Source organism: Halogeometricum limi (assembly GCF_900115785.1).
GTDB lineage: Archaea > Halobacteriota > Halobacteria > Halobacteriales > Haloferacaceae > Halogeometricum > Halogeometricum limi.
The window spans coordinates 613,426-637,725 of record NZ_FOYS01000001.1 but is presented as its reverse complement, the minus strand read 5'-3'; the positions used below and the strand labels follow the sequence as shown (position 1 = coordinate 637,725).

The window sequence follows — 24,300 nt, the reverse complement described above, 5'->3', positions numbered from 1 at the left end:
TAGTCTAGCAGCCGTGTAGGATATAAACATTCGGGCTAGAGTATATATTTGCTACCGAGTCGCTATATAGGTCGTCTCGCCGGGGTCAGAACATAGCGTTTGCATCGGCCGACACGGGCGCGAACTCGTCTTCACGACCCGACAGTATGGCGAAAGTACAAGGGAGCGAACGCCCACTGTCAGACGATGACTGAGAGACCACTCCGGGCGACGGTGAGTCTTCGAGGAGTGCTGTTCGGTCCCGGCGGCGAGGTACTCGTCGTCCGCCGAACCACGGACGAAGGCTGGGAACTGCCCGGCGGACGACTAGGGGCCGAGGAGGACGCCGACGAAGGAGTCGCGCGGGAGATAGCCGAAGAGACCGGTCTGGACGTCGAACTCGGCCAACCGGTCCACGCCGTCGCGTGGCGGAACGACGACGACAACGGCCGGTTCGGCGTCTACTACTACTGTACGGTGACCGAGCGAGCGGTCTCGTTGAGCGACGAGCACATCGAGTACGAGTGGCTCGCACCGTCGACGGCCGAGACGCGTCTCAGCGGCCCGCAGGGCGAGGCGGTGAGCAACGCCACCGAGGTGCGCGAGGAGTGACCGACGACGACCGACCGACCATCCGCGCGCTCGACGACCGGACAGTCCACCAGATAGCCGCCGGTGAGGTCGTCGAACGACCCGCATCGGTCGTCAAGGAACTCGTCGAGAACAGCCTCGACGCCGACGCGAACCGCATCTCCGTCGCCGTCGAGTCCGGCGGTACCGAGGGCGTCCGCGTCCGCGACGACGGCGTGGGGATGGACCGCGACGACGTCCAGGTCGCCGTCGAAGAGCACACGACGAGCAAGATAGCCGACATCGAGGACCTGGAGGCGGGCGTCGGAACCCTCGGCTTCCGCGGCGAGGCACTCCACACCATCGGGGCCGTCTCGCGTCTCACCGTTCGGTCGAAACCCCGCGGCGGCGACGCGGGAACCGAGTTGCGCGTCGAAGGCGGCGAGGTGACGGGCGTGAGTCCCGCGGGCTGTCCCGAGGGGACCGTCGTCGAAGTCGACGACCTGTTCTTCAACACGCCCGCCCGCCGGAAGTTCCTGAAGACGACGGCGACGGAGTTCGACCACGTGAACACCGTCGTCACGCAGTACGCGCTCGCGAACCCGGACGTGGCCATCTCCTTGGAACACGACGACAGAGAGGTGTTCGCCACCGAGGGCCGCGGCAGTCTCGAATCGACCGTTCTCTCCGTCTACGGCAGAGAGGTCGCAGAGTCGATGATTCGCGTCGACCACGAACCCGACTCGGAACCGGTCGCCGCCGTCACCGGACTCGCGAGTCACCCGGAGACGACGCGGAGCGGTCGCGACTACCTCTCGACGTTCGTCAACGACCGGTACGTGACCGCTCGCGTTCTCCGGGAGGCCGTCTTGGACGCCTACGGCGGGCAACTCGCCACCGACCGCTACCCGTTCGCCGTCCTGTTCGTCGACGTCCCCCCGGAGACGGTGGACGTGAACGTCCACCCGCGGAAGATGGAGGTGCGGTTCGACGACGAGTCGGGCGTGAAAACCGCCGTCCAGTCCGCCGTCGAGTCGGCGCTCTTGGAGGAGGGACTGATTCGCTCCTCGGCCCCGCGGGGTCGGTCCGCGCCCGACGAAGCGAACGTCGCCCCCGAGTCGCCGACGACCGAGGCCCGCGGCGGGAAGGGACACAGTCCGCAACCGCCGACCGCGGACACGACGAGAGAGACCGACACGACGACCGGCGAGACGGCCGAAGGAGGGACCACCGCGACGAGCGACGAGTCGTGGGCCGTCTCCGCGGGGCGGACCCGTTCGCGTCCCGAACGGTCAGAGCGGACACCGAGTGCGAGCGTCGGCACCGACGACGGCGAAGACGACACCGGTGGCGGTACACGCGGCGACGACAGCAACGACAGCGCCGTCCCCTCGGACGACGTCTCGGCATCGGTAACGGAGTCGAGAGCGACGGCGACCGAACCGGCGTCGACGGAGGCGCGGTCGGACGCGACGGAGGTGCAGGCGTCGTTGGACGAGACAGCCGAGACGGCTGAGAGGGCGGCAGAGACGGCGGGAGCGACCGAACCGGCGGACGGAACGACGGGGACAGCCGAGACGAGAGCGACGCCCGAACCCGCCTCCCGGGAGCGGTCGACGCCGAACCGACTCGGGTCGCCGACGGTCCAGCGTGACCTCGCGGGCGACGACGCGACGCTCGAACCGTCGCTCGACACCCTCCCGTCGATGCGCGTCCTCGGGCAACTGCACGACACGTACATCGTCGCCGAGACGGACGCGGGGTTGGTCCTCGTCGACCAACACGCCGCGGACGAACGGGTGAACTACGAACGCCTCCAGCGAGAACTCGCGGGCGACGTGACCACGCAGGCACTCGCCGACGCCGTCGAACTCGAACTCACGGCGCGCGAAGCGGCCCTGTTCGAGGAGTACCGCGACGCCCTCGCGCAGACGGGCTTTCACGCCGGACGGACCGGCGAGCGAACCGTCGAGGTGCGGAGCGTTCCGGCCGTCTTCGCCGAGGCGCTTCGTCCGGAACTCCTCCGCGACGTGCTGACCGCGTTCGTCGGCGAGGGCGAGACGGGCGGCCGCGAGACGGTCGACGCCGTCGCCGACGAACTCCTCGCGGACCTGGCGTGCTACCCCTCGGTGACGGGCAACACGTCACTGACGGAGGGGTCCGTCGTCGACCTCCTGTCGGCGCTGGACGACTGCGAGAACCCCTACGCCTGCCCGCACGGCCGTCCGGTCGTCATCGAACTCGGTCGCGACGAGATAGCGGACCGGTTCGAACGCGACTACCCCGGCCACGGCGGGCGACGCGTGGAGTAAGTCGGCAGACTACGCGCGGAGTAAGTCGGCGGACGGCACGCGGAGTCGGTCGGTGGGCACTCGGTTCGTCCCGTCGGCCGCGCGTCGGCGGAGAGGCCAGTACTACCGGACCGGACGGACTTATGTACCGCGTCGCTGAACGGGAGATTATGACGGACATCGTGAGTTTCGGAGAGACGATGCTACGCCTCTCGCCGCCGCGCGGGGAGCGACTGGAACGAACGCGCGAACTCGACGTGCAGGCCGGCGGGGCCGAGAGCAACGTCGCCGTCGCCGCGGCGCGACTGGGCGCGAACTCGGTGTGGCTCTCGAAACTCCCCGAGTCGCCGCTGGGTCGCCGTCTCGTCTCCGAACTCCGGAGCCACGGGGTGCGGACGGGAATCGCGTGGGACGACGCCGACGAGACGCGACTGGGGACGTACTACCTCGAACACGGCGGCCGCCCGCGCGGGACCAACGTCATCTACGACCGCGCGGACGCCGCGATTACGACGGCGACGCCCGAGGAACTCCCGAAGGCGGCCGTCCGCGACGCCGAGGTGTTCTACACCAGCGGAATCACCCCCGCGCTCTCGGAGACGCTGGCGGAGACGACGGCGACGCTGTTGCAGACCGCACGAGAGAACGGCACGACGACGGCGTTCGACCTGAACTACCGCTCGAAACTGTGGACGCCCGAGGAGGCGAAGGCGGGGTACGAAGCGCTGTTCCCCCACATCGACGTCCTCGTCGCCGCCGAACGCGACGCGGCGACGTGTCTGGGGCGGACCGGCGACCCCGAGACGGTGGCGCGCGGACTCGCCGACGACTTCGACTTCGAGACGGTTGTCGTCACCCGAAGCGAGAGGGGGTCGCTCGCCGTCTCGGACGGGCAGGTGTACGAACAGGGCGTCTACGCGGCCGACACCTACGACGCCATCGGCACGGGCGACGCGTTCGTCGGCGGGTTCCTCGCGAAGCGAGTCGACGGCGGGAACGTCCCGGAGTCGCTGGCGTACGGTGCCGCGACGGCGTCGCTCAAGCGGACCATCGACGGCGACTTGGCCGTCGTCACGCCCGAGGAAGTCGCGTCCGTCGTCGGCGACGACGCCGGCGGTATATCGCGGTAGACGGGTGGGCTGACGGGACGGTCACGTTTTGATAGATATCCGTCAGTGAACGTACCGTTCGGCCAAAAGATACACTACCCGGACTGTCTTCAGAGACAGAACGCGATGGAACGCACAGCCGCAGTGTTCGCAGCGATACTCGTCACGCTCGCGGCAGTCCCCGCGTCGGGTGCCGCCGCGGCCGCGACAGCACAGTCCTCCGCGTACGCCGGAACGCACGTCACGTTCGACGCCGAGACGAACGCCGTGACGAACTACACCGTCGGCGGCGCGACGGTGTTCGACTCGCTCCGCGTCGAGTCGGCCGGGTCGGCCCAGAGCGAAGCGAGCGCCGGTGCGGACGCCGACCTCGACGCCGACGCGTCCGCCGTGACGGACGTCGCCGGGTCCGCCGTCTCCGTCTCCGCGACGGCGGAGACGCGTGCGACGGTCACCACCGAGAGCGGCGCCGAGATGCGCGTGCACGACACGCCGAACGGCAACCTCGTGCTCGCGAGCGACGACGGCGCGCAGGCTCTCCGCGCGAACGTCAGCGACGGCGCGAGCGTCTCCGAAGACGGCGAGGCCCGCGTCGTCGTCGAGAACGGCGACACGACGAGCGTGTTCGTCGCCGTCGGCAACGCCTCCGTCGCGCGGAACGACGACGGCGACGTGTCCGCGCACGTCGGCGACGACGGCCGCCTCGTCCTCCGAACCTACGGCGAGAGCGACGAACGGACCGAGAGCGACGAGCAGGCCGAACAGCTGATCGCCGACGGAACCGCGACGGCCGAACTGTACGTGATGGGCGGCGCGAATGCGACGACCGAAATCGTTCAGTACGGCGGAAACACAACCGTCGAGGTGGCCGAACGGACGAACGAGACGGTCACGGTGACCGTCGAACGCTCGGTCAGCGAGGGTGCCGTCGTCCTCACGAGCGTCTCCGACGAGGCCGTCGCCGCGGGCGACTCGCTCGCGGTCAGCGTCGACGGCGAGGCGGCCGCCCACGTCGAGTCCGCGAGCGAACTGCGGACCGCCGCGAACGGCGGCGAGCAGTCCGCCTACATGGTCACGGAGAGCAGTGCTGAGGCCGACGCCGCGACGGACGTCTACGTCGCCCTCAACCACTTCTCCGAGCGGACCGTGACGATGACCTCCGAGTCGGACGGGTCCGCGGAGACCACCGGTACGACCGAAACGGCGGACGGAGACGACTCCGCCGAGACGGCCGAGAGCGCGACGGACGAAGAGACAGATACTGAGACCGACGCGTCGTCCGAGACGTCCGGAACGCAGACGAGTACGTCGGCACCCGGATTCGGCGTGACGGCCGCCCTCGCCGCACTCGCCGGGGCGGCACTCGTCGCCGTGCGCCGCCGGTAGTCACCGCATCTGACCACAGGCTCCCGCGACGCCCACGGCTGGTCGTCGCTCGCGCACAGTCACCCGAACGACTATTTTCTCCCGCACCCCCGTTTCGGTATGACTCACGTCGCTATCGTCGGCGCGTACGGAAGCGCCGGCGTCGCCGTCGCCGAAGGACTCGCCGACGCCGTCGGGTCAGAGATAACTCGCCTCACGCTGATAGACGACGGCGAACCGGGCGGCGGCCTCTGTATCCTCCGCGGCTGTATGCCCTCGAAAGAGGTGCTGTCGGCCGCCGGGCACCGATACCAGATGCGCCACGACCACCGCCTCGTCGGTGACCCGCCGGAGATAGACCTCGAACAGGTCGTCGCGACGAAGGACGAGCACATCTCGAACTTCGCGTCACACCGGCGGGCGGCGGTGCACGGCATGGCCGAACGCGACGGCGTGACGTTCCTCCACGAACGCGCGCGGTTCGTCGACGACCGGCGACTCGTCGTCGACGGACGAGAGATAGACGCCGACTACGTCGTTGTCGCCACCGGGTCGTCGCCGAACGTCCCCGACGTGGACGGTATCGACGACGTCGACTACGACACCAGCGCGGACGTGTTGGACGCGACCGAACTGCCGGATTCGGGCGTCGTGATGGGGTTCGGCTACGTCGGGCTGGAACTCGTCCCCTACCTCGCCGAGGCGGGCGTCGACCTCACCGTAATCGAACACGACGAACGACCGCTGGACGAGGCGGACCCGGCGTTCGGCGACGACCTGCTCTCGCTGTACCGCGAGGAGTTCGACGTCGACGTCGTCACCGAGACGTACGAGGAGCGCGTCGAGAAGACGGACGACGGCGTTCGACTGCACGTCGACGGGCCGGACGGCGAGCACGCCATCGAGGCGGAGTCGCTGTTCCTGTTCACGGGTCGGCGTCCGACGCTGGACGGCCTCGGACTGGCGGAGACGGCTATCGACCCGCAGACGCGGGACGGCGACGAGTGGGTGCGCGACACCATGCAGGCGCGCGACGACGAGAGGGTGTACGTCGTCGGCGACGTGAACGGGAAAGAACCCATCCTGCACGTCGCCAAAGAACAGGGCTACGTCGCCGCCGACAACATCCTCGCGGACCTCCGCGGCGACTCGCTCACGGAGTACGAGAACGTCCACCACCACGTCGTCTTCTCGGGCGCGGCCGTCTACCCGTACGCCCGCGTCGGCCACTCGAAGGCGTCCGCCGAGGCGGCCGGAATCGACCACGTCGCCGTCGAACGGGAGGCGTCCAGCGACGGCGTGTTCAAGACGAAACTGACGCCGAGAGGTCGGGCGTCGCTCGTCGTCGGCACCGACGGGACGGTGTTGGGCTATCAGGGACTCCACTACCACGCCGACGTGATGGCGAAGACGATGCAGGTGGTCGTCGAACGCGAGATGGACGTGCGAGACGTCCCCGACAGGGCGTATCACCCGACGACGCCGGAGATTCTGGACGGCCTATTGCGGTCGGCGGCCGAGAAACTCTGAGCCGGTCGTCTCGGACACCTCTCTCGGAGATAATTTGTGACCGATTCCCACGAGAATCGGTGTCTAAGGTGGTCGAGGACAACGGATTCAAATGAGGCAGTTGCATACGTGTCGCCGCAATGGCGACACTATCGTTCGAACCGCTCGCGTACGACGACATCCCCGAGGCGGAGCGTCCGTCGCTCCTGCAGGCGCTCGTGCCCGTCGTCGGGATGCTCGTCTTCCTCAGCGTCGGGGCCATCGCGTTGGGCCTCGACCCGCAGATACCCCTGTTGTTCGGTATCGCGTTCACCGGACTCGTTGGGCGCTACTGGTACGGCGTCTCGTGGGAGCGGATGTACGAGGGAATCGTGGACGGGTTGCGGATGGGTATGCAGGCGATACTCATCATCTTCGTCATCTACATGCTCATCTCGACGTGGACGGGTGCCGGGACCATCCCCTCGCTCATCTACTACGGCCTCGAACTGCTCTCGCCGACCATCTTCCTCCCCGTCGCGGTGGTTCTCGCCCTTCTCGTCGCGTTCGCCATCGGGTCGTCGTGGACGACGGCCGGAACGCTCGGCGTCGCCTTCATCGGCATCGGCGCGGGGTTGGGTATCCCCGAACCGATGACCGCCGGTGCGGTTCTGACGGGGTCGTACGCCGGCGACAAGATATCGCCGCTCTCGGACACGACGAACCTCGCGGCGGCGGTGACGAACACCGACCTGATGACCCACGTCCGGACGATGCGCGTCGGGACGACGCTGGCGATGGTGCTCTCGCTCGGACTGTACACCTACCTCGGCCTCACCGCGACCGGGTCGATTCCGCCGGGTCGCGTCGCCGAGATTCAGTCGGCCATCTCGGGCGCGTACACCGTCTCGCCGCTGACGTTCGCCCCCCTCGCGTTGACGTTCGCGCTCGCGCTCCGCGGCTACCCCGCACTGCCCGCCATCACCTCGGGCGTGTTCGCGGGCGTGGCGACGCAGATTCTCGTGCAGGGTCCGCTCTCGGTGGAGGGCGTCGTCGCCGCGCTGGAGGTGGCCCAGTCGGGGACGACGGCCGAGACGGGCGTCGAACTCGTGAACGGCCTGCTCAGTTCGGGCGGCCTCGTGGGGTCGGCGTGGACCATCACCGTCGTCGTCGCCGCCCTCGCACTCGGGGGCATCCTCGAACGGACCGGGGTGCTGGCGGTCGTCGCCCACCGCATCGGCCAGTCGCTCGACAGCGTCGGGAGTCTCACCGCCGGGACGGCCGTGTCGGCGTTCGGGATGAACGTTCTCGCGGCCGAACAGTACATGAGTATCGTCGTCCCCGGGATGAGCCTTCGCGGCCTCTACGACGACTTCGAACTCGACAGCAGGAACCTCTCCAGAGCGGTCGAAGCCGCCGGGACGACGACGAGCGCACTCGTCCCGTGGAACGCCGGCGGCGTCTACATGGCGACGGTGCTGGGCGTCCCGACGCTGGAGTACGCGCCGTACTACTTCTTCGGCTTCGTCTCGCCCGCAATCCTCCTCCTCATGGGCTTCACCGGGTGGCGAATCACGAAACAGTCCGAAGAGACGACGGCGGGCGTCAAGGACGCGGTGAAGTCGCTCGCCGACGACTGACGACGGACGAACCGCCCGGCTTTTTTCCGCTCGCGCGAAACGGAGCGTATGAATCTGACCACGGACGGTCGGTATCGCGTGCTCGGGCGACCGCGCGACCCCGACGAACTCCTGTTGGTCGAACTCGACGAGACGGACGAGACGGCGGCGGGCGCCACCGCCGATGCCGACACTGACGCCGACGCGGACGAGGCGTTCGCACCCACCTACGTCGATTCGACCGGCTACGACGGGGACCTCGCGGCGACCATCGACGCCCTCGAACCGGGCAACGTCGTCGACGCGGACCTGACGTGGCACGACGGTGACCCGCGGTTCACCCGCGTCGACGTCGTCGCCGGGACGACGTTCACCTTCGCCGACGGCGTGACGGGCGTCTTCGAGGCGACCAAGAACGCGTGGATGGTCGCCGAGGCGGAGAACGAGGGGATGAACGCCCGCGTCACCCGCGGCACCGACGGCGACCCGAACGGCGCGCTGTACGTCTTCGCGAAGCAGTCGGGAGCGCGCGACCTGTTCGAGGAGTTCCGCGACGGCGTGACGCCGTTAGAACCCCTCGTTCGCCGAGTCGACGTGGGCGAGAGCGACCGAATCGACGTGCCGCCGGAGACGGAGCAACCGCGGGCCGTGTTCGTGATGCGTCCGCTCGACGAACCGTTTCTCGTCGTCTACATCGTCTTCGACCGCGACGGGATGCTGGCGAACACCGTCCGTGAGACGTACGTTCGAGACTGACACCGAGGACACCGCGTGTCCGATGCAGCCCCCGAGCGGGCTCTGATAACAGTATTTATTATATCGTCGGTGCTCAGTTAATACATGACCGTCGTCAGCGTCTCTATGCCCGAAGAACTGTTGGCGCGTATCGACAAGTTCGCCAGCGAACACGGCTACACCGGTCGGAGCGAAGTCGTCCGCGAGGCGGCGCGAAACCTCCTCGGAGAGTTCGAGGACAAACGTCTCGAAGAGCGGAAACTGATGGCCGTCGTCACCGTCATCTTCGACTACGAGACGACGAGCGTCGAAGAGCGGATGATGAAACTCCGGCACGAGTACGAGGGGTTCGTCGCCTCGAACTTCCACAGTCACGTCGGCGAACACTACTGCATGGAACTGTTCGTCCTCGAAGGCGAGCTAGAAGACATCTCGACGTTCGTCGGGAAGATTCGCGCGACGAAAGACACCCTCAGCGTGGATTACTCCGTCATGCCCGTCGACGACTTCACCGCGTTCACAACAGACAGCTAAGAGTTTCGCCGCGGTTCGAGACCGTACGTTCGGCTCGCAGATATTTTTCCCACCGGAGTCGGTGTGAGGATTTTTGTAGTGTATCGTCTTCTGGAACGTATGGATACAGCCGCGCGAGTGTTGTTCGTCGAGGGCGACGACCCGACGGCCGTCTCCTCGGACTCGTTTACGGCTTTCACCGACGGGTTCGACGTGACGGAGACGGCGTCGTGGTCCGCCGACGAACGGTACGACGAGTACGACTGCGTCGTCAGTAACTACGCGCTGAGCGAGGGTGACGGCGTCGAACTCGTCGCGGCGGTGCGAGCGTCGTCGCCGACGCTTCCCGTCGTCCTCTACACGGCCGTCGGCGACGAGACGACGGCGCGCGACGCGCTTCGCGCCGGTGCGGCGGACTACGTCGACGCGGACACGACGGCCACGGTCGAAACCGAGGCGGCGAGACTCGAACGCCGCCTCGACGCGGTGGTCACCGGTGCGGCAGACGCGGCCGTCGGCGAGAGCGACGGCGCGGACGACGCCACGGGCGGGGACGACGGGGAGTTGGTCGCGTTCAAACGGGCGGTAGACGCCGTCGACGCCGGAGTCGTCATCAGCGAGGACGGCGTCCACGTCTACGCGAACGACTCCGCGGCGGCCATCACCGGTTTCGACGGCGTCGACGAACTCGTCGGACGGCCGTGGACGGACCTTCACGCGCCCGAGGAAGCGGCCCGAATCGAATCCGAGAGCGCCGAAGCACTCGAACGGGCGGGTCGCTGGACCGACGAGGTGGAACTGACTCACTCGACGCTGGAAGGTCGACCGGTCCACCTGACCGTGACGCGTCTCGACGCGTCGCGAACCATCTCCATCTTTCAGGACGTCACCGAACGGCGACGGCGAGAGCGCGAACTGCGGCGGACCAACGAACTCCTCGAACGACTGTTGGGCTCGCTCCCCGTCGGCGTCCTCGTGGAGGACGAGTCGCGGACCGTTCTGGCCGCGAACGACCGTCTCTGCGACCTGTTCGGGCTCGATTCGAGCGGCGACGAACTCCACGGCCGACCGTACGACCAGGTGGCGGAGCGACTGCACGAACGAGTGTCGGACGCGACGGCGTTCGCCGAAGAGACCGAACGAATCGTCGCCGACGGCGGACTCCACGAGGGAACGACGGTGACGACGGTGTGCAACGAGACGCTGGTCCGGAGTCACACCCCCCTATCGCTTCCGGAGGGGCGAGGGAGTCTGTGGGTGTATCACGACGACACGGGACACCGGCGACGCGAGGCGGAACTCGAACGGGGCCGCGACGCCCTCCGGCGCGTCCAGCGAATCGCGTCCATCGGCGGGTGGGAACTCGACGCGACGACGAACGAACTCCGGTGGACCGAGGAGACGAAACGCCTCCACGGCGTGCCCGAATCGTACGAACCGACCGTCGAGGAGGCACTCGGGTTCTACGTCGAATCGGACAGAGAGCGGATTCGCGAACGGGTCGAACGCTGTCTGGAGACCGGCGAGGGTTTTCAGGAGCGCTTCCGAATCGAGACGGTCAACGGAAACCAGCAGTGGGTCCGTGCGCAGGGCGAAGCGATACGAGAGTCGGGGTCGGTCGTCGCGCTTCGGGGGACGTTCCAAGACATCACCGAACAGGTCGCACGCGAACAGCAGTTAGAGACGACGACGACGCAGTTGGAGACGCTCAACCGCATCCTCAGACACGACATCCGGAACGACATGTCGGTCATCGTCGGATGGGCGGACATCCTGAGAGACCACGTCGACGAGGAGGGCGAGGAGATTCTCGACCGCATCCTCACGAACGGACGGGACACGCTCGAACTGACCGACGTGGCCCGCGACGCCGTCGAAACCATCGCCGGCGACGGCACGGCGGACGTCGAACCGACCGCGCTGGAGGCCGTCCTCCGACGTGAGGTGACGACCCGACGCGAGACGTTCCCGAACGCCACCATCGAACTCGGACCGGTACCGTCGGTGCGCGTCGCCGCGAACCCGCTCCTCGGGTCGGTGTTCCGAAACCTGCTGAACAACGCCGTCTCGCACCACGACGGCGACAGTCCGACCGTCAGGGTCTCCGTCGAACACGACGCCGAGACCGTCTCGGTTCGCGTCGCCGACGACGGACCCGGAATCCCCGAGACACAGCGTGAGACCATCTTCGGGAAGGGCGAGAAGGGGTTGAACAGCCACGGCACCGGTATCGGCCTCTACCTCGTGGGAACGCTCGTGGACGCCTACGGCGGACACGTACGCGTCGAAGACGCGGCGGACGGAGCGACGTTCGTGGTCGAACTCCGACGAGTAGACTAACGTCGAGGTAAGTGCTCGCACACGCGGAGGTTAGCTAAGAGTTTTTTTGCAGTTCGACAGTAGTAGGAACTGTCGGGTCGGCGTCGGTCCGTGGCACGGGCCCACAGGCGAAGCGTCACCGCGTCACCTGGCACCCCGGAGACGGTGCGGCGGAACACGACCTCACCGAGACGTCCCATCCATCCCCCTCGTCTCGTTCCGCCGCGTTCCACGCTCCTTCGAGCGTTGCGTGCGGGTCGAGAGAAACGATTATCCCTCGCGGACGGAGACAGAGAGACGATGAGCCACCGAGATACGTCGCTCCGAGCGGTTCGCGACGGGGCGACCCTCGTGGGAAAGAAGTGGCACCCGGCGGTCGTCTATTCGCTCGTCGTCGACGGGCCGGCGGGGTTCTCCGAACTGGAACGCCGACTCGACGTCTCCGCGAAAGTGCTCACGGAGACGCTCTCGGACCTCACCGACGAGGGTATCGTCCGCCGCCACGAGATACAGAAGCGTCCGCTCCGAGTGGAGTACACGCCGACCGCGTCGGGCCGGGAACTCGCGAACGTCCTCCGTGACCTCGGTCGGTGGAGCGAACGACGCCGAGGAGACGACGCGCCCGTCGTCGTCGTCGTCGACGACGACCCGCGACTGACGGAACTGTACGCGTCGATGCTGAGTGAGTGCGACGTTCGCGTGGCGAACGACGGACGGAGCGGACTGGCCGCCGTCGACGACGCCGTCGACGTCCTCCTCCTCGACCGAAAGATGCCGGACGTGGACGGCGAACACGTCGCGCGGCACGTCGCCGCCGAGTACCGGGACGTTCGCGTCGCCCTCCTCTCGTCCGCGCGGTTGGACGAGACGGTGCTCTCGGTTCCGTTCGACCGCTACCTCAGAAAGCCCGTGACGGCCACGGACCTCGCGGAGACGGTCGCGAGTCTGTCGACGCCGCGGACGGACGCGGCCAGACGGTATCTATCGACGCTCGCGAAACTAGCGGCGTTCCGCGGCGACACCGGCGGCGACGCCTACCGGTCGTTAGAAGAACAGCGAGCGGCGTTGGCCGACGAACTCCCGGACGCCGATGCCCTCGCCGCCGAAGCGGGACTGACGGTCGGCGAGTGAGAGCGGTTTGGGAGAGGAGAACGGGAGCGGACGCTACCGCTCTGTCTCTTCGTCGCCCGTGTCGAAACGGTCGGCCGAGGTGACGTCGAACCCGTCGAGTTCGTTCGTACACCACGGGCAGAAGTCGATGTCGCCGTCGAGTTCGTTCCCGCAGTACGGGCAGTGGGTGATACTCCCGTCAGAACCGACCGACCGGCGCGCCGCCGCGTTGTGCGCGCGAGCGACGAGGTAGGCGTCGACGGCGCTCGCCAGGACGACGACGAGCACGGGGTACATCGGTTCGAGCGAGCCCGCGCCGTCGATGAACGCCTGCGCCTCCGCCGGGGAGACGAGCACCAGGGCAGTCGCGAACGAGGCGAGAAGCCACCCGAACGCTCGCTTCCACCGGCGGAGGTAGACGTGGCCTGCGCCCGTCGCCAGCGTGGCGAGAACGGCGGCGAGCCAGGGCCGTTTCCGCGAATTCCGCTCCATGTTCGGACTGAACGTTCGGTCAGGATAACTCTTGGGTTGTTTTCGACGACGAGAGAATCCGTGACGCGCCGTGTCGTTCCGTGCGAACGGTCCGCCGAGCGTCGGGCGGGTCGTTCGGTCACCGGACGCCGGACGCCGACCGAGCCGACGGGTGTGGTTTTTACCTCGGTAGCGAGTGTGTATCGGGTATGCCGAGCGAGTCCGTCGCGAGGGGGTGGAGGTCGTGACGTCCGTCGAAGAACTGTTCGTCCGGGTCGTCGGAACGAACCCCGTGCTTCAGGGACTCGTCGGCGGCGTCGTCATCGCGTCGATGAATCTCGCCGGCGCGATGCTCGTCCTCGTCTGGCGCGACCCGACGGAGCGCGCACTGGACGGCGCACTCGGGTTCGCCGCGGGGGTGATGCTGTCCGCGAGTTTCACGAGTCTCCTGCTCCCCGGTATCGATTTCGCGTCGGACCCGTCGTACCGACCGCTCTCGGCGTTCGGTGTCGAACTCGTCGGTATCGTCCCCGTCCTCGTCGGGTTCGTCCTCGGCGTCGTCCTCCTCGACCAGAGCGAGAAGTGGGTTCGCTACGTCGGGCCACTCGTCAGCAGTCGGTTGACCGAACGCGCCGAGACGGACGGCGGAATCAAGCGTGCAGAGGAGATGGCGCAGACGGCGGACTCCCGAGTCGTCGGCGTCCTCCTGTTCACCGTCGCCATCACGCTCCACAACATGCCCGAGGGGTTGGCCGTCGGCGTCGGCTTCGGGTCCGGAGACGTGGCCAACGCCATCGGCCTCATGCTCGCCATCGGTATCCAGAACATCCCGGAGGGGTTGGCCGTCTCCGTCGCCGCCCTCAACGCCGGACTGGGGCGGACGTACTACGCCGCCGTCGCGGGCATCCGTGCGGGTGCCGTCGAGATTCCGCTCGCACTCTTCGGCGCGTGGGCCGTCGTCGTCGCCGCGCCCGTCCTCCCGTACGCGATGGGGTTCGCCGCGGGCGGGATGCTGTACGTCATCGGCCACGAGATAATCCCGGAGACGCACGCACACGGCTACGAGCGAATCGCCACGCTCGGCATGATGGCGGGCACCGTTGTGATGCTCTCTCTCGACGTGTTACTCGGCTGAGATTCGAACGCGACGACGCTTCCGACTGCGTTTTGAGTCGGGACGGTCAACGTGGGTCATGCGCGTCAGACGGCACGTCTTCGCGTCGGCTCTCCGCCGAGCGCTCTTTACCGTGCTCGCTTTCTGCCTCGTGGCGCGACCGGTGGCGGCCCACCAGTTCTCCTCGCGGTTCGACTCGCCGATTCCGGTCACGGCGCTCCTCGTCGGCGCGGGCGCGACAGTCGCCTGTACGGCGCTCCTGCTCGCGAGGGTCGGCGAGATACCGGCTCCCGAACGTCGTCTGTTCACCGTCGCCTCCTCGACGGGTGACGCCGTCGCCGCCGTCGCTCGCGCCGGGTTCTTCGTCCTGTTCCTCCTCGTCCTCGTCGACGGACTGACCGGCCCGCGCGCGGCCGCCGCGAACTTCGCGACGCAGTTCACGTGGGCGCTCTGGCTGAAAGGCGTCGCACTCCTCAGTCTCCTCGTCGGGAGTCCCTGGCGGGTGCTCTCGCCGTGGCGAACGCTGTACGAGGGGCTCTGTCGACTCGAGGGCGAGGAGGTTCGGCTCCGACCGTATCCGAGCGTCCTGGGCCACTGGCCCGCCCTCGTCGGGTTCGTCCTCCTCGTCGGCGTCGTCGAGAATCTGACTCGGGTGCCCGCGCTTCCGCGGGCCACGGCCGTCGTCGTCGCCGGATACGCGCTGTCGATGCTCGCCGGGGGCCTCCTCTTCGGTCGCGAGTGGTTCGAACGCGGCGACGCCCTCGCCGTCCTCTACGACCTGCTGGGCCGGGTGGCGCCGGTGCGCGTGGCGCGAGACGGAGACGGACGAGGCACCGAGACCGGCGGCGGTCGGTGGGTCGTCTCCGCTCGCGCGCCGTGGCGGGCGTGCGCGACGCCCGTCCCCACCCGAACCACCGCGCCGTTCGTCGTCGCGATGGTGTACACGGTGACGTTCGACGGGTTCGTGGAGTCGCCGCTCTACCGAAGCCTCTTCTTCGGCGTCAGAGAGTCGCTCGGCGTCGGCGCGTCGGTGAGCGTCGTCCTCTACGAAGTCGGCCTCGTCGGCTTCCTGTTGGCGTATCTCGGCGTCGTCGCTCTCGTCGAACGGGTGGCGAGTCGGGGGCGAGAGCGAGTCGGGGGTGAACCGAACGCCGACGGCGGCGGAACGTCGCCCGGCGAGGAGACGGCGACGCTGGCGTTCGCGGCGACGCTCCTCCCCATCGCCGCGGGCTACGAAGTCGCCCACAACCTCACGTACGTCGTGACGACGCTCGGTCGACTGCCGCGGTTCCTCGGTGGGGAGAGCGTCGACCTGCTCTTTTGGCTCTCGGTCCCCGCGTTCTGGTCGCTCCAAGTCGCTCTCGTCCTCCTCGGCCACGTCGTCGCCGTCGTCGCCGCCGAAGCGGTGACGCGACGGCGAACGCCGACGCGCCGGTGGGCGCTTCGCTCGCACGCGCCGTTGGTGGGTCTCATGGTCGGCTACACCGTGCTCTCGCTGTGGGTCGTGTCGCTCCCCGTCGCGAACTGAGTCGGCCGAGTGAGCCTCGAACGGCGGCCGAGAACCGGTGGCTTATCTCGCCCGAGAGGTAAGCACGAACGATGCGAACCGCGACGCTCCTCGTGGTACTCCTCGCTGTCGCGGGCCTCCTCGGCGTCGTCGGGTACGGCCTCGCCGGCGACGACGGGTCGATGACGGCGACGTGGACGAGCGAGACGGGCAGAGACATCGCCGCGAACCACCACGCCGTCGCCGTCGGCGACGGAACCGTCTACGCGCCCATCAGCGGCGCGGACCGGAGTGAGAACTGCGCGCTGGTGGCTCTCGACGCCGCGAACGGGTCGACGACGTGGACGCAAGGCGTCCCCGCCGCGAACTGCACGCTCCACTCCGTCGCCGACCCGACGGTTGCGGACGTGGACGGCGACGGGACGACGGAAGTCGTCGCCACCTCGACGGAGAGTGTCGTCCTCGGATTCGACGCGACGTCGGGGACCGAGGAGTTCCGCTACGAACTCACCGACTACGGCTACACGAAACCCGTCGTCGCGAACCTCACGGGCGGCCCGGAGAACGAACTCGTCGTCGTGGACGTGAGAGGGACGACGTTCGTCTTCGGCCCGGACGGCGAGACGCGGTGGACGTACGCGTTCGAAGAACAGGTGTGGGCGCAACCGACGGTGGCAGACGTCGACGCCGACGGCGAGGCGGAACTCCTCGTCGCGGGGCGGAGCGGAAGCGCGGTGCTATTCGCCGGCGACGGCGGGGTGGAGTGGCAGACGGACGTCGTCGGCGACGACGCCATCACGTGGGGGACGACCGGACAGGCCGACGACGACGACGCCCTCGAAGCCGTGTTCAGCACGGTGGACGGCGTCGTCGTCGCCGTCGACGGCGCGTCCGGCGAGGTGGAGTGGCGCGAGAGGTACGACGAGTACGCCGCCGTCCACGCGATGGGTGACGGCGACGCCGACGGCGACGCGGAGGTGTACGTCACGACGCGCGACGGAACGCTCCGCGCCCTCGACGCGGCGACTGGGAGCGAGGAGTGGTCGACGGAAGTCGTCACCGACAGGGTGCAGATGATGCCGCCGCCGAGTCTCGGCGAGATGGACGGCGACGACGGACGCGAACTCGTCGTCCCCGGAAACGACGGGAGCGTGACGCTGGTGGACGCGGCGGACGGCGGCGTAATCGACACGTACGCGCGCGACGCGCCGATATTCACCCACGCGACGCTGGGCGACACCGACGGCGACGGCCGGGACGAGGCGTACGTCGTCTACGGCGACGGCTACGTCGTCAGACTCGACTACCGAGAGTGACCCTATCGAGCGGAACCGCCATCGACCGTCACTCGTTCGCGCCGGCGAATCGGGCGAACGGATAGACGAGAGCGAGCGTCACGGCGAGGAAGAACGCGGTTCCGAGCGCCGAGAGAGGGCTCTCGGTCAGGACGCCGACGCCGACGACTAACGTGATGAAACCCGTCGCCGCGACTGCCCAGTCGAGCGACGACCGAATCGGTCGGTCCATGCGGTTCGTCCGCGGGTCGCACGCAAGAACGTTTCTCCGCGAGCGAGGGCGTTCGCGACGCACACCAGAACGCGTATTCGGGCCGAACACCTCCCGTGACCATGGAGCGACGACGATTTCTCGCCGCCGCGGGGGCAGTCGGTGTCGGGGGACTCGCTGGCTGTCTCGGCGACGCGGGACTGTTCGAGACGGAGACGACGACGGGGCGGGAACCGCCGTTGGTCGCCGACCGACCGGACGCCGTCTACGTCCCGACGCACGTCGAGGGGATGGAGATGGCCGGGACGGCCGACGTCGGGGGGCTGAAGGCGGCGGTGACGTACTCGTACCCGCACCGATTCTGGGTCGTCGAGAAGGACGGCGGGGAGTTCGTGACGAAGCGAGTCAGTCCGACCGGAGACGACGGCGTCCACCTCATGACGACGGTGTGGGACCCCGAGACGGGACACGTCGTCCCGAACACCGGGCTGTCGGTCGAAATCGCGCGCGACGGCGAACTCGTGAGCCAAGAAGTCGTCTACCCCATGCTCTCACAGCGAATGGGGTTTCACTACGGCGCGAACTTTCCGCTCTCGGGTGACGGGACGTACGACGTGACCGTCAGCGTCGGCGGCGTCCAGGCGAACCGGTTCGGGTCGTTCGAGGGGCGGTTCACTTCGGCGGCGTCCGGGACGGTCGCCTTCGAGTTTTCCGAACGGGCGCTGGGTGACGTTGGGTACCGACTCCTCGAAGAGCGACAGGGCGAACGCGCCGCGGTGCGGCCGATGGAGATGCAGATGGAGATGGGGTCGGTGCCGGTCGGACGCGCACCCGAGACTCTCCCGGGAACACCGCTCGGACGCGGAACCAGCGGCGACGCCGTGTTCCTCGGGAGCGTCGTCGACGACGAACGGTTCGGGTCGGACCCCTATCTCGTCGTCTCGCCGCGAACGCCGTACAACCGTTTCGTCGTCCCCGGGATGTCGCTCACGGCGGCCGTCGACGACCGCTCGGCGACACCGCTGGCGGCGGGGTTAGATTCGGAACTCGGATTCCACTACGGCGCGCCGGTGGGTGACCTCTCGGCCGAGTCGTCCGTCGAAGTGCGCGTCGAGACGCCGCCCCAAGTCGCCCGCCACGAAGGGTACGAGACGGCGTTTCTCGAGATGCCGCCGGTGGAACTGGCGTAATACGAGAGGCGGCGAAGCGGTCGTGAGATACTCTCTCGAAATGGTCCGTTAATTTGTTTTTCCGGTGCATTAGACTCCACCCTAGAGAATAATTCATTCTGTAAATTCTGACTGTCAGAATTATCCAACATTATATCAGCCGAGATTATGCTGAAATATATGTCTGCGGAGGGAGTCCACAGCATACAGAATGTCCCGGCTGGCAACACTCGTGGTCGCACTCCTCCTCGTCACGGCGGGGTGTACGTCTGCGGGTCCACAATCCTCCAACAGCAGTGACGTAACGACAGCAGAATCGATGGGCGTGACGGTGACCGAACAGGCGCAGAACGAGTCCGGTGCGGCGACGGCGGAGCAGTCGACCGTCGCGGGCGACGAGGACGTCGAGACGGCCCCGTCGCAGACCGACGGCGAGAGTTCGACCGCGACTGCGGACAGCGAACCCGCGGACGCGGCCACGAGCGATGGCGCGGACGCGGCGTCGAACTCGAAGTCGAGTTCGCAGTCCAGTCAGTCGTCCTCTGCTTCGTCCTCGTCTTCGTCGAACGGTGGCGGCGGCGCAGACGCGTCCGACTCCGAATCGGACGCCGACGCGGCAGCGACCGACGGCGACTCGTCGACGGACACCGAGTCGGCCGCGGACACGACGTCGGACGATTCCACGGACGAGACGACTGACGCCACTACGACCGACACCACTACGACCGACACGACCACCACCGACGCCACTACGACCGATACGACCACCACCGACACCACTACGACCGACACCACTACGACCGACACCACTACGACCGACACGACCACCACCGACACCACTACGACCGATACGACCACCACCGACACCACTACGACTGACGAGACGAACGGTGCGGCTCAGAACGAGGCGGGCAGCAGTACGAACGACGAAGAGACGGCGACGGACACCACCCCGACGGCGTCCGTGTCCGGGCCGAGCGCGGACCAGTCCGAGTGGACCGTCGACGTCGTCGAAGTCGTCGAAGCGGACCTGCTCAGAGTCGAGTTCTCCGACGGGAGTATCGAGACGGTCAGTCTCGTCGGCGTCGACGCCCCCGACGGAACCTACGACGACGGTGACTTCGAGGGGATGCCGACCGAAGACGGCGGCGAAGCCTGGTTGGACGAGTGGGTGAGCAACGCGACGGAGTTCACCCGCCAGAACGTCGGTGGCGACGAAATCACGATTCGCGTCGACTCCGAGGCCGACCGCCGCGACTCGCAGGGCCGACTCCTCGTGTATGCGGAGTCCGGTGACGACACGCTGAACGCCCAACTGGTCCAGCAGGGACACGCGCAGATCTCGGACGACTCGTTCGCGAAGCGGTCGAGCTACGAACGGGCCGAGAAGAACGCCCAGCAGGGGTACACCGGTCTTTGGCAGTTCTACGAACCGAACCCGCTCGGTGACGACACCGAGACGAGCACCGAGACGAGCACCGAGACGGACACCGAGACTCGCGAAGAGTGGACCGTCGAAGTCGTAGACGTCGTCGCCGGCGACACCCTGAAAGTAGAGTTCGCCGACGGACACACCGAAATCGTCAACGTCCTCGGGGCGGACACGCCCGACGGCGACTACAGCAGTGGCGACTTCCTCGGCATGGCCTCCGAAGACGGTGGCGAGAGTTGGCTGAACGAGTGGGAGAACAAGGCACAGTCGTTCACGGAACGGCAGGTCGGTGGCGAGGAAGTCACCATCCGCGTCGACTCGAAAGCCGACCGACGTGACTCGGAAGGGAATCTCCTCGTCTACGTCGAGTCCGGAACCGACACCCTGAACGAACGGTTGATTCAGGAGGGCTACGCGCAGGTGTCCGACCGGTCGTTCTCTACAAAAGAAGCCTACAAAGACGCCGAGAAGAACGCGTACCAGGGTTACTCCGGACTCTGGGAGTTCTTCTGGGAGGACCCACTCGGAAGCGACACCGAGACGGAGGAACCGACGCAGACCGAACGGTCGACCACGACTCAGACCGAGGAACAGACGGCGACTCAGACGGAATATCCGACTGCAACCCGGACCGAGCAGTCGACCGCGACGAGTACGCCCTCAGCACAGCGAGAGACGCAGACTGAAGAGCAGACGGCGACCCAGACTGAACAGTCGACCGCGACGCAAACTGAGGAACCGACCGCGACCCAGACCGACGAACCGACTGCGACTCGAACCGACGAACCGACTGCGACTCGAACCGACGAACCGACCGCGACTCGAACCGACGAACCGACTGCGACTCAAACTGAGGAACCGACCGCGACGCAAACCGAGGAACCGACCGCGACTCAAACTGAGGAACCGACCGCGACCCAAACTGAGGAACCGACCGCGACCCAGACCGACGAGCCGACTGCGACCCAAACCGAGCAGTCGTCGCAAGCGAATGCAGCGAGCGCGGAGGCGGGCGGCGAATCTGACGAAGAGGTCGAAGACGACGAACAAGAGTCCGAAGATGACGACGAGGAGTCCGAGGACACCGAGAACGAAGAGACCGAAGACGAAGACGACGAAAACGACGACGACTAAACGAGCGGTCGACGCTACTTCTCCGACCCGGCGATGTTTTACCTGAATTGAGGCGCTAAGGCCCCTTCCTCAACGAGCGACCGAAGGAGCGAGTAGGGAGGGGATATAGTACCGCACGAGTATCAAACACGTCCGACGCTCGGCCCACAGGCCCACGCAATCGCAACCCATGTTTGTGTAGTTTGTGTATATTATGGCGTGACCACGCGCAAGAACATCTCTATCCGCGACGACCAAGAGGAGTGGATTCAGGAAAACCACCTGAGTCTGTCCTCGTTCGTCCAAGAGAAACTTGACGAACTCATCGAAGAACGCTCGTAGATGAACTACAACTACAGGTATCGACTTCGACCGTCCGACGCTCTCGAAGAGCAGTTAGCGTGGACTGTCGATACCTGTAGACAGGTCTACAACCACTTCCTCCACCGACTCAACCGCGCCGACGACACATCGGCATACAGCGAGCAGAAACGCCTGCCGAGTCTCAAGAAGTGGTGGAACGACCTGAAACACGTTCACTCGAAGGTTCTTCAGAAAGTCGTTCAGCGGTTGTACGACAACCTCTCGACGCTTCGCGGTCGCAAAGAAAACGGCTACCGCGTCGGCACCCTCAAGTGGAAAGCACCGGGCGAGTACCGCAGTTTCATCTACAGTCAATCCGGCTTCAAGCTCAAAAACACGAGCGGTCGGACCCGACTGTGGCTCTCGAAACTCGGAGAAATACCCATCACCTTCCACCGCGACCTCCCCGACGACGCCGAAATCAAGACCGTCACGGTCAAACGCGAACCCACCGGAAAGTGGTACGCTATCCTCGGCGTCGAAACCCCGGACGACCCGCCGGAGAAACCCGAGAATCCCGAGAAGTGCGTCGGTATCGACGTAGGTATCCTGAAGTACGCCCACGACACCGACGGCACCGCCGTCGAATCGTCCGACCTGTCCGACGAGCGCGAACGCTTGGAACGCGCACAGCGCAACCTCTCGCGGAAACAACACGGCTCTGCGAATTGGGAGAAACAGCGCCGCGTCGTGGCCGAGCGCCACGCCGAGTTGAAGAACAAGTGGCGAGACTTCCTACACAAGCTCTCGAACTACTACGCTCGGGAGTACGGCCTCGTAGCGGTCGAAGACCTCGATTCGAAGGGCTTGGTCGAACTTCCGAGCAACTCTCGGAACCGGGCGGGCGCGGCGTGGGGGACGTTCCTGCGGATGCTCGAATACAAGTGCAAACGCGAAGGAACGCACTTCGTCACCGTGAATCCGCGTGGAACGACCAAAGAGTGCGCGTCGTGCGGCGTTTCGACGGACAAACCGCTGTGGGTCCGTGAGCACTCCTGTCCAGCGTGTGGGTTCGAGGCGGATAGAGACGCGAACGCGGCGTGGAACATTCTTTCTCGCGGTATCAGGAAGCGGTTAGGAGCGGGACGCTCCGAATCAACGCCTGTGGAGACTGCGCTCCCTGTGGACACCTCCGTGTCTGCAAAGCGCGTCGTTGAAACAGGAAGCCCCACCCTCAAGCGCGAGCCGTCAAGCGAGCGGTAGGGTGGGGTAGTTCACAACTCGTGGCCGCAGGCGCAGTTCCCGATACAGTACGTCGTCTCCGTCGGCGTCGCAGAGAGGCCGAGCCTCGCCATCGCGGTCAGCAGTCCCGCCGTCGAGTCCGGGTTCGGTCGCACCTGCGTCGCCGTCGCGCCGTAGGGGTTCGCACCGACCGAGAGTCGCTCGATTATCGCTCCTCGGCCGTGGTCGACGACGGCCACTTCGTCGGCCGTCTGGACGGGAACGTAGAGTTTCGTGTGCGAGGGGTTCCACGTTCCGACGAACGCCGACCCGCCGAGGTCCAGTCGGCCCGACACCTCTCCGGCCGCCAGGTCGACCACCGTGACGTCGTTCGAACCGGGGGTGAAGACGTACCCCGTCTCCGAGTCGGGGCCGATTTCGCTTGTCAGCGGTCGCTCGCCGAGGCCGTCGGCGGCGGTCAGTCGGACTCGCTCGCTGGGATTCGCGGGGTCGCTCAGGTCCCAGAGACTCTCGGTTCCCGTCTCGCCCTCGTTGTGTTCGACGAGGAGCGTCTCGCCGTCGGGTGAAACCGTTCCCATCCACGGCCGGGCCGGACCGTCGCCGACGGGTTCGACGTCGACCTGCGTGACTATCTCGAAGGGGTCGATTCCGAGGACGGTGAGCGTGTCGCCGAAGAGGTCCGGGACGTACGCGTACTCGCCGTCGGGGTGAATCGTCACGTCGCAGGGGCCGGGACCGGCCTGGTCGCCCGTCGACCCCTCCGAACTGCGGTCCAACTCGCCGGTCACCTCGCCGAACGTCTCCGAGTCGGCGTCGGCGTCGATGCGGAACTGCGTGTGCGCGGGTTCGCGGGCGCTGACGACGACGTGCGCTCCGTCGGGCGTCTGTTCGAGCCAGTTCGCGCCCGACCCCGTCTCGACGTTCGCCGTCCGCGAGAGCGACCCCACCGAGAGGCCGCGAACTCCGCGGCCGACGTTGAGCCACAGCGAGTCGTCGGCGTTGTCGGTCAGTCGCGGCGTGTACTGGTTCGAGGGGAACGACGACGAGAGACCGACGGCTCTGGTCTCGACCACCTCGTCCGCCTCGGGGTCGACGAGGGTGACCGTCCCGTCGCCGGTGTTGAACACGAAGACGGTCGGTTCGGACCCGCCGGAGTCCCCACCGCCGCCGACGCATCCGGCCGCCGCGACGGCACCGGCGGTGGCGCTTCCGGCCAGCATCCGCCGGCGAGAGACGCCGTCGTCGTCCGAGTCGGCCGAATCAGCCGAGTCACGGTTCGGATAGAGCACCGCGTCGTTCGGTCTCGTCACGTCTCGACGTTCGGCCGAGGGTACTAACTGGTGTC

Annotated in this window: 20 protein-coding genes; 17 read left to right on the top strand and 3 right to left on the bottom strand. The window is 67.0% G+C overall.

What is annotated here, in order from left to right:
• Nucleotides 1-186: 186 nt before the first annotated feature.
• The 10 genes from BM282_RS03380 (at nucleotide 187) to BM282_RS03335 (ending at nucleotide 13,119) form a co-directional block, all read left to right on the top strand.
• The gene (locus tag BM282_RS03380) at nucleotides 187-591 is read left to right on the top strand and encodes an NUDIX hydrolase (RefSeq protein WP_089876749.1); all 405 of its coding nucleotides are present in this window, start codon (nucleotides 187-189) and stop codon (nucleotides 589-591) included.
• Nucleotides 588-2,861: a DNA mismatch repair endonuclease MutL gene (gene mutL, locus BM282_RS03375; protein ID WP_089876747.1), complete on the top strand. Its 2,274-nt coding sequence runs from the start codon at nucleotides 588-590 to the stop codon at nucleotides 2,859-2,861. Before BM282_RS03380 ends, mutL begins: the two co-directional genes overlap by 4 nt.
• Nucleotides 2,862-3,010: 149 nt before the next feature.
• Nucleotides 3,011-3,970, top strand: a complete 960-nt coding sequence (kdgK1, locus tag BM282_RS03370) for a bifunctional 2-dehydro-3-deoxygluconokinase/2-dehydro-3-deoxygalactonokinase (protein WP_089877355.1) — start codon at nucleotides 3,011-3,013, stop codon at nucleotides 3,968-3,970.
• Nucleotides 3,971-4,075: 105 nt separating this feature from the next.
• Nucleotides 4,076-5,335, top strand: a complete 1,260-nt coding sequence (locus BM282_RS03365; protein ID WP_089876745.1) for a PGF-CTERM sorting domain-containing protein — start codon at nucleotides 4,076-4,078, stop codon at nucleotides 5,333-5,335.
• A gap of 99 nt (nucleotides 5,336-5,434) precedes the next feature.
• Nucleotides 5,435-6,844, top strand: coding sequence for a dihydrolipoyl dehydrogenase family protein (locus tag BM282_RS03360; protein ID WP_089876743.1), 1,410 nt, complete (start codon nucleotides 5,435-5,437; stop codon nucleotides 6,842-6,844).
• Between the two features lie 119 nt (nucleotides 6,845-6,963).
• A complete protein-coding gene (gene arcD, locus BM282_RS03355; protein WP_089876741.1) occupies nucleotides 6,964-8,442 on the top strand; it encodes an arginine/ornithine antiporter ArcD in 1,479 nt (492 codons plus the stop codon).
• A gap of 48 nt (nucleotides 8,443-8,490) precedes the next feature.
• Nucleotides 8,491-9,177 (top strand): DUF6663 family protein, encoded by a 687-nt coding sequence (locus BM282_RS03350; RefSeq protein WP_089876739.1) that lies wholly within the window; start codon nucleotides 8,491-8,493, stop codon nucleotides 9,175-9,177.
• A gap of 84 nt (nucleotides 9,178-9,261) precedes the next feature.
• Entirely contained in the window at nucleotides 9,262-9,690 is a 429-nt protein-coding gene (locus BM282_RS03345) for a CopG family ribbon-helix-helix protein (RefSeq protein ID WP_089876738.1), read from the top strand.
• A gap of 99 nt (nucleotides 9,691-9,789) precedes the next feature.
• Nucleotides 9,790-12,009: a PAS domain S-box protein gene (locus BM282_RS03340; protein WP_089876736.1), complete on the top strand. Its 2,220-nt coding sequence runs from the start codon at nucleotides 9,790-9,792 to the stop codon at nucleotides 12,007-12,009.
• Nucleotides 12,010-12,288: 279 nt separating this feature from the next.
• Nucleotides 12,289-13,119, top strand: a complete 831-nt coding sequence (locus BM282_RS03335; protein ID WP_089876734.1) for a winged helix-turn-helix transcriptional regulator — start codon at nucleotides 12,289-12,291, stop codon at nucleotides 13,117-13,119.
• Between the two features lie 33 nt (nucleotides 13,120-13,152).
• On the opposite strand, the gene BM282_RS03330 is transcribed toward BM282_RS03335, so the two are convergent.
• Nucleotides 13,153-13,590, bottom strand: a complete 438-nt coding sequence (locus tag BM282_RS03330; protein WP_089876731.1) for a DUF7575 domain-containing protein — start codon at nucleotides 13,588-13,590, stop codon at nucleotides 13,153-13,155.
• A 223-nt stretch (nucleotides 13,591-13,813) separates the two neighbouring features.
• Between BM282_RS03330 and BM282_RS03325 the strand changes: the two genes are divergently transcribed.
• The 3 genes from BM282_RS03325 (at nucleotide 13,814) to BM282_RS03315 (ending at nucleotide 17,506) form a co-directional block, all read left to right on the top strand.
• Complete coding sequence (locus tag BM282_RS03325; protein WP_089877352.1) at nucleotides 13,814-14,704, top strand: ZIP family metal transporter; 891 nt, start codon at nucleotides 13,814-13,816, stop codon at nucleotides 14,702-14,704.
• Nucleotides 14,705-14,762: 58 nt separating this feature from the next.
• Entirely contained in the window at nucleotides 14,763-16,211 is a 1,449-nt protein-coding gene (locus tag BM282_RS03320; protein WP_089876729.1) for a hypothetical protein, read from the top strand.
• A gap of 71 nt (nucleotides 16,212-16,282) precedes the next feature.
• Nucleotides 16,283-17,506 carry an outer membrane protein assembly factor BamB family protein gene (locus BM282_RS03315; protein WP_089876727.1) on the top strand — a complete coding sequence of 408 codons (1,224 nt, stop codon included), beginning with the start codon at nucleotides 16,283-16,285 and terminating at the stop codon, nucleotides 17,504-17,506.
• Nucleotides 17,507-17,534: 28 nt separating this feature from the next.
• Here BM282_RS03315 and BM282_RS03310 read toward each other — a convergent pair whose 3' ends face one another.
• On the bottom strand, nucleotides 17,535-17,717 hold the full coding sequence (locus tag BM282_RS03310) for a hypothetical protein (protein ID WP_089876725.1): 183 nt from the start codon (nucleotides 17,715-17,717) through the stop codon (nucleotides 17,535-17,537).
• Between the two features lie 101 nt (nucleotides 17,718-17,818).
• Between BM282_RS03310 and BM282_RS03305 the strand changes: the two genes are divergently transcribed.
• The 4 genes from BM282_RS03305 (at nucleotide 17,819) to BM282_RS03295 (ending at nucleotide 22,976) form a co-directional block, all read left to right on the top strand.
• Nucleotides 17,819-18,886 (top strand): iron transporter, encoded by a 1,068-nt coding sequence (locus BM282_RS03305; protein WP_089876723.1) that lies wholly within the window; start codon nucleotides 17,819-17,821, stop codon nucleotides 18,884-18,886.
• 190 nt (nucleotides 18,887-19,076) lie between these two features.
• Nucleotides 19,077-21,431 carry a thermonuclease family protein gene (locus tag BM282_RS03300; RefSeq protein ID WP_245758282.1) on the top strand — a complete coding sequence of 785 codons (2,355 nt, stop codon included), beginning with the start codon at nucleotides 19,077-19,079 and terminating at the stop codon, nucleotides 21,429-21,431.
• 198 nt (nucleotides 21,432-21,629) lie between these two features.
• Nucleotides 21,630-21,752: a hypothetical protein gene (locus BM282_RS18920; protein WP_281244787.1), complete on the top strand. Its 123-nt coding sequence runs from the start codon at nucleotides 21,630-21,632 to the stop codon at nucleotides 21,750-21,752.
• The gene (locus BM282_RS03295) at nucleotides 21,753-22,976 is read left to right on the top strand and encodes an RNA-guided endonuclease InsQ/TnpB family protein (RefSeq protein WP_089876719.1); all 1,224 of its coding nucleotides are present in this window, start codon (nucleotides 21,753-21,755) and stop codon (nucleotides 22,974-22,976) included.
• An 11-nt stretch (nucleotides 22,977-22,987) separates the two neighbouring features.
• Here the strand turns inward: BM282_RS03295 and BM282_RS03290 are convergent, their stop codons facing one another.
• Complete coding sequence (locus BM282_RS03290) at nucleotides 22,988-24,265, bottom strand: hypothetical protein (protein ID WP_089876717.1); 1,278 nt, start codon at nucleotides 24,263-24,265, stop codon at nucleotides 22,988-22,990.
• Nucleotides 24,266-24,300: the final 35 nt, after the last annotated feature.